The sequence below is a fragment of the Calothrix rhizosoleniae SC01 genome (assembly GCF_900185595.1).
GTDB classification, from domain to species: Bacteria; Cyanobacteriota; Cyanobacteriia; order Cyanobacteriales; family Nostocaceae; genus Calothrix_A; species Calothrix_A rhizosoleniae.
The window spans coordinates 1-7306 of record NZ_FYBH01000324.1; the positions used below are offsets into that span (position 1 = coordinate 1).

5 protein-coding genes and 1 pseudogene are annotated in these 7306 nt (G+C 38.3%); all 6 read left to right on the forward strand.

All coding sequences use genetic code 11. The features are described from left to right. Positions 1-2301, forward strand: a 2301-nt coding sequence (locus CALSC_RS19730; protein WP_143288315.1) for a CHAT domain-containing protein, incomplete at its 5' end; no start/stop codon positions are given. A gap of 11 nt (positions 2302-2312) precedes the next feature. Continuing rightward, positions 2313-2714: a hypothetical protein gene (locus CALSC_RS19735; RefSeq protein ID WP_088242991.1), complete on the forward strand. Its 402-nt coding sequence runs from the start codon at positions 2313-2315 to the stop codon at positions 2712-2714. Between the two features lie 14 nt (positions 2715-2728). Beyond that, positions 2729-4141: a hypothetical protein gene (locus tag CALSC_RS19740; RefSeq protein ID WP_088242992.1), complete on the forward strand. Its 1413-nt coding sequence runs from the start codon at positions 2729-2731 to the stop codon at positions 4139-4141. 168 nt (positions 4142-4309) lie between these two features. Continuing rightward, positions 4310-4498 (forward strand): DUF4089 domain-containing protein, encoded by a 189-nt coding sequence (locus CALSC_RS19745; protein WP_088242993.1) that lies wholly within the window; start codon positions 4310-4312, stop codon positions 4496-4498. Then, positions 4495-5865 carry an AtzE family amidohydrolase gene (locus tag CALSC_RS19750; RefSeq protein WP_088242994.1) on the forward strand — a complete coding sequence of 457 codons (1371 nt, stop codon included), beginning with the start codon at positions 4495-4497 and terminating at the stop codon, positions 5863-5865. Before CALSC_RS19745 ends, CALSC_RS19750 begins: the two co-directional genes overlap by 4 nt. A 783-nt stretch (positions 5866-6648) precedes the next feature. Continuing rightward, a pseudogene (locus tag CALSC_RS19755) lies at positions 6649-7306 on the forward strand (hypothetical protein); the annotation flags it as partial.

Below are 7306 nucleotides of genomic sequence, written 5' to 3' on the forward strand. Positions count from 1 at the left end.
GAAATTAAACCTGACTACCACGAAGCTTGGTACAACCGGGGTCTTGCTCTAGGTAATTTAGGAAAATATGAACAAGCGATCGTATCCTGGGATAAAGCCCTTGAAATTAAACCTGACTACCACAAAGCTTGGTACAACCGGGGTCTTGATCTAGGTAATTTAGGAAGATATGAACAAGCGATCGCATCCTGGGATAAAGCCCTTGAAATTAAACCTGACTACCACGAAGCTTGGTGCAACCGGGGTCTTGATCTAGGTAATTTAGGAAGATATGAACAAGCGATCGCATCCTTTGACAAAGCAGTTGCTATTAAACCTGACTTACACCTAGCTTGGTACAACCGGGGTAATGCTCTAGGTAATTTAGGAAAATATGAACCAGCGATCGCATCCTATGATAAAGCCCTTGCAATTAAACCTGACTTACACCTAGCTTGGATAGGAAGAGGTATTGCAGCAGGAAATTCATTTAGTTCTCCCCTGTGGTTTTCCTTTAGTTCTAATCCCGACCTTAACCAGCGTCGCTATAAAGGAAAATTAGCAAGTTATGAAGAAGGATTAAAATATTGTCCCCAAGAAACCCACCTAGAAGGAGGGGGACTATTACATCAAGCTATAGGTAACGCACACTATTACCAAGGACTTAGTGCTTCCCATCCCCGCAGTTATCGTAATAAAGCTGCAAAGAGCTATAACCAAGCATTAAAAACTCTCACTGCAGCAGATTACCCCGAAGCACACCTGGAAGTTTTACAAGACTTAATCCACGTTCATCTCGATTTACGAGAAACCGCCAAAGCAGAAGAACTCCAACGACAGGGTACAGATGTGTTGCGTCGCTTGCTGGATGAATGCAAAAGTCCCGGTAAAAAACGACAGCTAGGTTTAAAGTTCGTAAGCTTTCAGCAATTAACCGTTGATGTGGCGGTGCAATCAGGAAACTGGTGTGCAGCATTGGAATTAGCAGAAAAAGGCAAAAATACTTGCTTATCTTGGCTGCTAGATGACAGAGATGATGTTTCACCCACTTGGAAGGAAATCCAACAGTTACTCAATCCCACCACAGCTATAGTTTACTGGCATCTTAGCCCCGCAGCATTACACACATTCATTCTCCAACACAATTCCCCATCACCCATAGTCTTGGGAGAAACCCGCTTTCCTTCACACATATATAAGTTTGAAAACTGGCTAAATAAATGGAACGAACAATACGCCAATTATCGCAAAGGTAAGGATAAACCAGTCGAGGAAGAAAAGAACTGGCGGAAAAATTTACCCAACCTGCTAGATGAACTAGCCCATATTCTCAACATATCCACCATTATCCAATCAATCCAATCAATCCAAAATCCAAAATCTAAAATCGTTCGACTGAGCGCTCACGACGAAGTCCAAAATTTAATATTAGTTCCCCACCGGGACTTACACCGCTTACCCCTCCACGCCCTATTCCCTGACAACTTCACCATCACCTACCTACCCAGCGCCCAAATTGGCTTATCCCTAGCAGAATTATCCCGCCAACAACAAAATACAGGCTCCCCCACCAAATTACTCAGCGTAGAACATCCCAAAAGCACTGATTCTGACGATAAACCTTTTGACAAACTACCCTATGCGGAAATGGAATCTGCTACCATCACCAGGATGTTTAGCAATCCCCAACGCCTTGCAGATAATGATGTCACTAAAAAAAATCTGCAATCTGCCCTCCAATCTGGGCATGACATATTTCATTTTACAGGTCATGGAACCTATAATTTTCACAATCCCAAAGAATCAGCCCTAGCTTTGAGTGGAAAACATAGGCTTACCCTAGAAGATATTCTGCAATTAGAAGATATTCCCTTGAGAAACTACAAGATGGTTAGTCTTTCCGCTTGTGAAACTGGGGTGACGGGAAAGCAAACCATCACCACAGAATATGTAGGGTTGGTGAGTGGCTTTCTACGTCAGGGTGTGAGTCATGTGGTAAGTACCCTGTGGACAGCAGAATCAGTTTCGAGTGCTTTGTTCATGATTGAATTTTATCGCCAGCCAGATTGGGATATTGCACCAGCCATCGCACTGAAAAGAACCCAAATGTGGCTGCGTAATGTTACTTATAGGGAATTGATGAAATGGTATAGCGATCGCGCTGAGGAATTAGCAGAATATAATGATATCGATGCAGAAGAATTGAGTGATGAAGCGGACAAGATCCGCAATAATCCCGGTAAAATGGATAGTCAAATCCCTCCTTACGCCCATCCTTATTATTGGGCTAATTTCACAATTACTGGCAATATTAACTCCTAAACTGGAAAGTCATGGAAAAATATATCATCCGACGTGATGCCTTTATAAATGCGATCGTTAAATTTGATTTATCAACTCTTTCAGCAGAATTACAAGCAGAAATTACAAAATTACGTCAAACCTTACAGGATGAAGTCACGGAAGATAATATTAATCAGATTAACAACTTATTAGAACAGTGCCCTCGGCTCAAAAAGATTTATGATGCAGAACGTCTAGCTTTAAAAGATGTAAGACATGAACAAGAAAGGAATAAAGGGTTTCCTGTCACTGAAGACAACCCAGAACCCGATGATTTAGGTTTAGGTAATGTAAATCCTCCTACCACTCCTATTCCAGAAGAAGAAACACAAAATCCCCAAACGCCTAAAACAGAAAATAACACTCCGGGAAAATCTACCCAGCCAAAATAAATCGGATAATTTAGATGAACAAATTAATATTTCCTACTTTAGATTTATTTGTCTACCAACTAAGAAATGGCTTGGGAGATAATGATGAGCAAATAGCTACAAATCATACTCAATTTTGGCAAAATTTACCCGATAAAATTCATGTTGGTTTAGAACGAGAATTAGAAGCAGATAATCCGCAGTATACAAAATTATTAGAATTATTAGAAGAATCTATTAAAAAGCAGTCGAATATTTCAGACAATCACTATAACTTTAAATATGATATTGATAAATGTAACCCATATAACTTACAAGGTTATTATTATCCCGTTCGTTTAGATGACACCTACGGACTATTATTTGACTGTTCTGTTGATGATTTAGTGAATCCTCAGCCTATAAGTTGTTTCAGTAATTTGGCAAAACAAGGGACAGAGGAAAAGGGCAACATAGGTAAAAGCTGGATGATTTCTGGTGTCATACCTCCAGACAATCAAGCTAATTTAGAAACTTTAGCAAAAGTAGCATATAAAAGCTTAAACAATCGAGAATGTCAAAATTTAGAAATAGGTAAATTTCTCGGTGCTAAACTATTTGAAGCCTGGAAACCGCCCCAAAAATTGCAGCAAATAGAAACGGAAAATATCCATGTATTAGTTATACTCTATCCTGATCTCATGGTCATGAAGGAAGCAGCAAGCTTTTATGGATACTGGCTACGTTTATTATGTTCCCGCAACAAAATTATTTGGGAATATGCCTATAGTCAGCAAATCACGAGAGAATTACAATCAGAATTTAAGTCTATTTTAGATAAAGTCAAAACTGTTAAAAATATAAATTACCCCAACCCAAAAAAGAAATTATCGCCTAAACAGTTAAAAACATTACAGGAAATCCTGACTACAAGCATCGGAAGCCTTTCGGAATATGTGAAAAAACTCAGCTACTTAGAAATTCTGATATTGGCTATAAAAACTAATTTAAATAATTATCAAAAATACTTAGAAGATATTGAGAAAAAAGCCAAAGAAAAGCAACTGCAAGATAGTAAAATAGGTGATACTGATTTAAGTTGCTTAAAAGACTTCAGCGAAATTGTTCAACAAAAATATCAAGCACAGGTGACACAAGACTATGCTAGTCTCAATGCTAGCTTAAGGATAGTAGAAGACCTGATCAATACTGTCAGAGGCATAGTTGAGATCGAACAAACCAAAAGTGATCGCCAGCTTAATAATACCATTGCGATCGCCGGTGTGGGACTTGCCACCAGTTCCCTCGGTTCCGCCGTTATCCTGGCACAAAAACCCAATGATTATAAACAGCATATTGGATATATTGGCTTTCGAGCAGAAGTTTTTGTCTTGAGTTTGGGTATTGGTGCGATCGCAATTATCCTCACCATGATAATTATCAGTATTTATCGCTACTTCAGGAGTTAGACATATAACAAGTAACAAGTAATAAGTAATAAATAATAAGTAATAAGTAATAAGTGATAAAAAAATAAACAGGATACAAGCCCCTCGATTTATCTATGAAGTAGCTGATAACTGTTAGCGCAGCTCCTCTGCAAGAGGCTAACTGATAACTGATAACTGATAACTGAAATGACAGATACACAATTTGATACAACTACATACGTGAAACAAATGGCATTACTGTTAGACTTGCAATTGCCAGATGAATATATTGATGGGGTAGTGGAAAACTTTGACAGAATTAGGGTAATTGCTCAAATTGTCAACGAGTTTCCCTTAGCAGAAGAAGTGGAAGCCGCACCAGTTTTTGAGCCATGAACCCAGAATTAAACAACGCCGTATCCATTGCTACAGCAGTACGCGATCGCAAAATTACCGCCTTGGAGGTTACCCAAACAACTTTACAACGAATTGCCAGCAAAGATCAGGAGTTAAACTGTTTTACTAATATCCTTGCAGACATAGCTTTACAGGATGCAGCCAGAATTGACAGAGAAATCGCTGCTGGAAAAAATCCCGGTGTATTAGCTGGTGTCCCCTTCGCCGTCAAAAATTTGTTTGATATTGCTGGGATAACCACCCTCGTAGGTGCCAAAATTAACGCAGAAAACCCCCCTGCTTTCAGAGATGCTACAGCAATAGCCAAGTTAAAACAAGCAGGTGCAATCCTCGTAGGTGCCTTAAATATGGATGAATACGCCTATGGGTTTGTTACAGAAAACTTCCATTATGGTGCAACCCACAACCCCCATGACTTAAACCGCGTCGCTGGTGGTTCCTCTGGTGGTGCGGCTGCGGCTGTAGCTGGGGGTTTGGTTCCCTTAACCCTAGGTTCAGACACTAACGGTTCAATTCGGGTTCCTGCGGCTTTGTGCGGCGTATTTGGCTTTAAACCCACCTACGGAAGATTATCCCGTGCAGGTGTAGCTTTATTTTCCAGTAGTTTTGACCATATTGGGCCCTTTGCTCGTTCTGTGTCAGATATTGCTACAGCCTTTGATGTACTTCAAGGAGAAGACGAAACAGATCCAGTTTGTACGAAAAATCCACCAGAATATTGTGTATCACAAATTACTAAAGGTATTGAGGATATCAGAATTGCGATCGCTGATGATTATTTTACCCAGAAAGCAGAACCGGAGGCTTTAGAAGCTGTCAAAAAAGTTGCTCAAGTATTGAGTGTAAATAACTATGTAACCATACCAGAAGCCCATCGTGCTAGAGCCGCAGCGTTTGTAATTACTGCTTGTGAAGGGGCAAATCTGCATTTCGATAAATTACGCAACCGTCCCCAGGATTTCGATCCAGCTACCCGCGATCGCTTTTTGGCAGGTGCATTAATCCCCAATAGTTGGTATATCCAAGCACAGCGTTTTCGTCGATGGTATAGAGACAGAGTTAGGGAAGTATTTGAAAAAGTTGATATAATTCTTGCCCCTACGACTCCTATTCCTGCACCCTTGATTGGACAACAAACTATGATTCTGGATGGAGCGGAAATTCTGGTACGCCCACATTTAGGACTTTTTACCCAACCACTGTCATTTATTGGTTTACCCGTTTTATCTGTTCCTATATGGAGTTCCCATAGTTTACCTTTGGGGGTACAGTTAATTGCTGCCCCCTATAATGAATCATTAATTTTACGAGTGGCTAAGGTGTTAGAAGACACAGTGATTAAGTAATAAGTTTACTGTTCATAGGTTTGATGTTTCAATAATGACAGAAGATTATTAGGTTTTGCAAAATTGGGATGTTCCCGTAAGGGCACGGCACCAGTAAGATAATTTTATATACCAAAAGATTGTGGATGTTCCCTACAAAAAATGTATGTGTTGCAAACACATACATTTTTTGAATTGGTATCAGATGAGATGCGTCAATTAAATTTTCAATTAATAAACAACTAAAATCTCATCATATCCGGATGATTTTGAAAATAATTATCATATCAATCAATTTATTCATGATGTTGTTTTGTCTCATTTATTGGGAATAATACGATTATAAATGGATGATTTTGTGCTGATAGATTGAAGCTGGTTAAGCTCAATTTTTTTTGATTAGGTGTAAAACTTATTGATTGCTAGGTATGTGATTATCCTGGCATGGTGAATATATCTGTTGATTGTCTTTTAACCAAATCATTAATTACATATTGATGCTTTGGTTAAGGGTCTTGACTATTAATAATTAAACATTGATTATCTATTAGGTTTGGTTTAGCAATCACTTAAACCAATGAAAACTTGACTGGTAATTGCTCTTAATATAATCAGCTATTGCGAATTTGATTATCAATAGTAATTACCAAAATTATAATTAATCACAATCCTCAGAACAATTTGCTGAATCATTTTTAGAGTTGGATTACTTAGACTCTACAATTGCATTCTGGCGCATTTTTTTTGACTTACTATAATTTTTTTCTTATATATACGATTTTTAAGATAAATAATTAATCACCTATGAATAAACATTTATTTAATAAAAAAAAATATTTGATTATCGCTAATTTATTTTTTTTCTTTTTAGGGTGTAGTTGTATGTATCTACTTTCCCAATCACCCACCACCCAATCAAAAAATAATATGAAAGTAGCGATTCATATTAAACCTGTACCAAAAATTAATGTTTTACCTAAATCCAATTCACAAAAAAATTTAGAAAAATCATTTTCTAATTCTAATAAATATATATACTCATATACTACTAATAAAAGGTACGTAAAGCGCGATGTTCCCAAGAAAACCTCTTATAGGAAACGCACATTTATCAAAAGCTCAAATAAATTAGCTGCAAAAAATAGTAGTCCCAAACCTCAACCTGTATCACAATCTTCTCCCATAAAAAACCCTAGATCCCAACCAACTAGTAAACCCAAGCCATCACCAACTCCTATACCCCAACCAATCAGTAAACCCAAGCCATCACCAACCCCTACATCTCAACCAACTAGCAAACCAAAACCATCACCAACTCCTACACCCCAACCAATCAGTAAACCCAAACCTCAACCAACTCCTACACCACAACCAATCAGTAAACCCAAACCTCAACCAACTCCTACACCACAACCAACTAGTAAACCAAACCATTACCAACTCCTACACCACAACCAACTAG

Excerpts from the sequence above, each read along its gene's own strand:
- CALSC_RS19735 (WP_088242991.1), top strand. The coding sequence starts at position 2,313 with ATGGAAAAATATATCATCCGACGTGATGCCTTTATAAATGCGATCGTT.
- CALSC_RS19740 (WP_088242992.1), top strand. The coding sequence starts at position 2,729 with ATGAACAAATTAATATTTCCTACTTTAGATTTATTTGTCTACCAACTA.
- CALSC_RS19745 (WP_088242993.1), top strand. The coding sequence starts at position 4,310 with ATGACAGATACACAATTTGATACAACTACATACGTGAAACAAATGGCA.
- CALSC_RS19750 (WP_088242994.1), top strand. The coding sequence starts at position 4,495 with ATGAACCCAGAATTAAACAACGCCGTATCCATTGCTACAGCAGTACGC.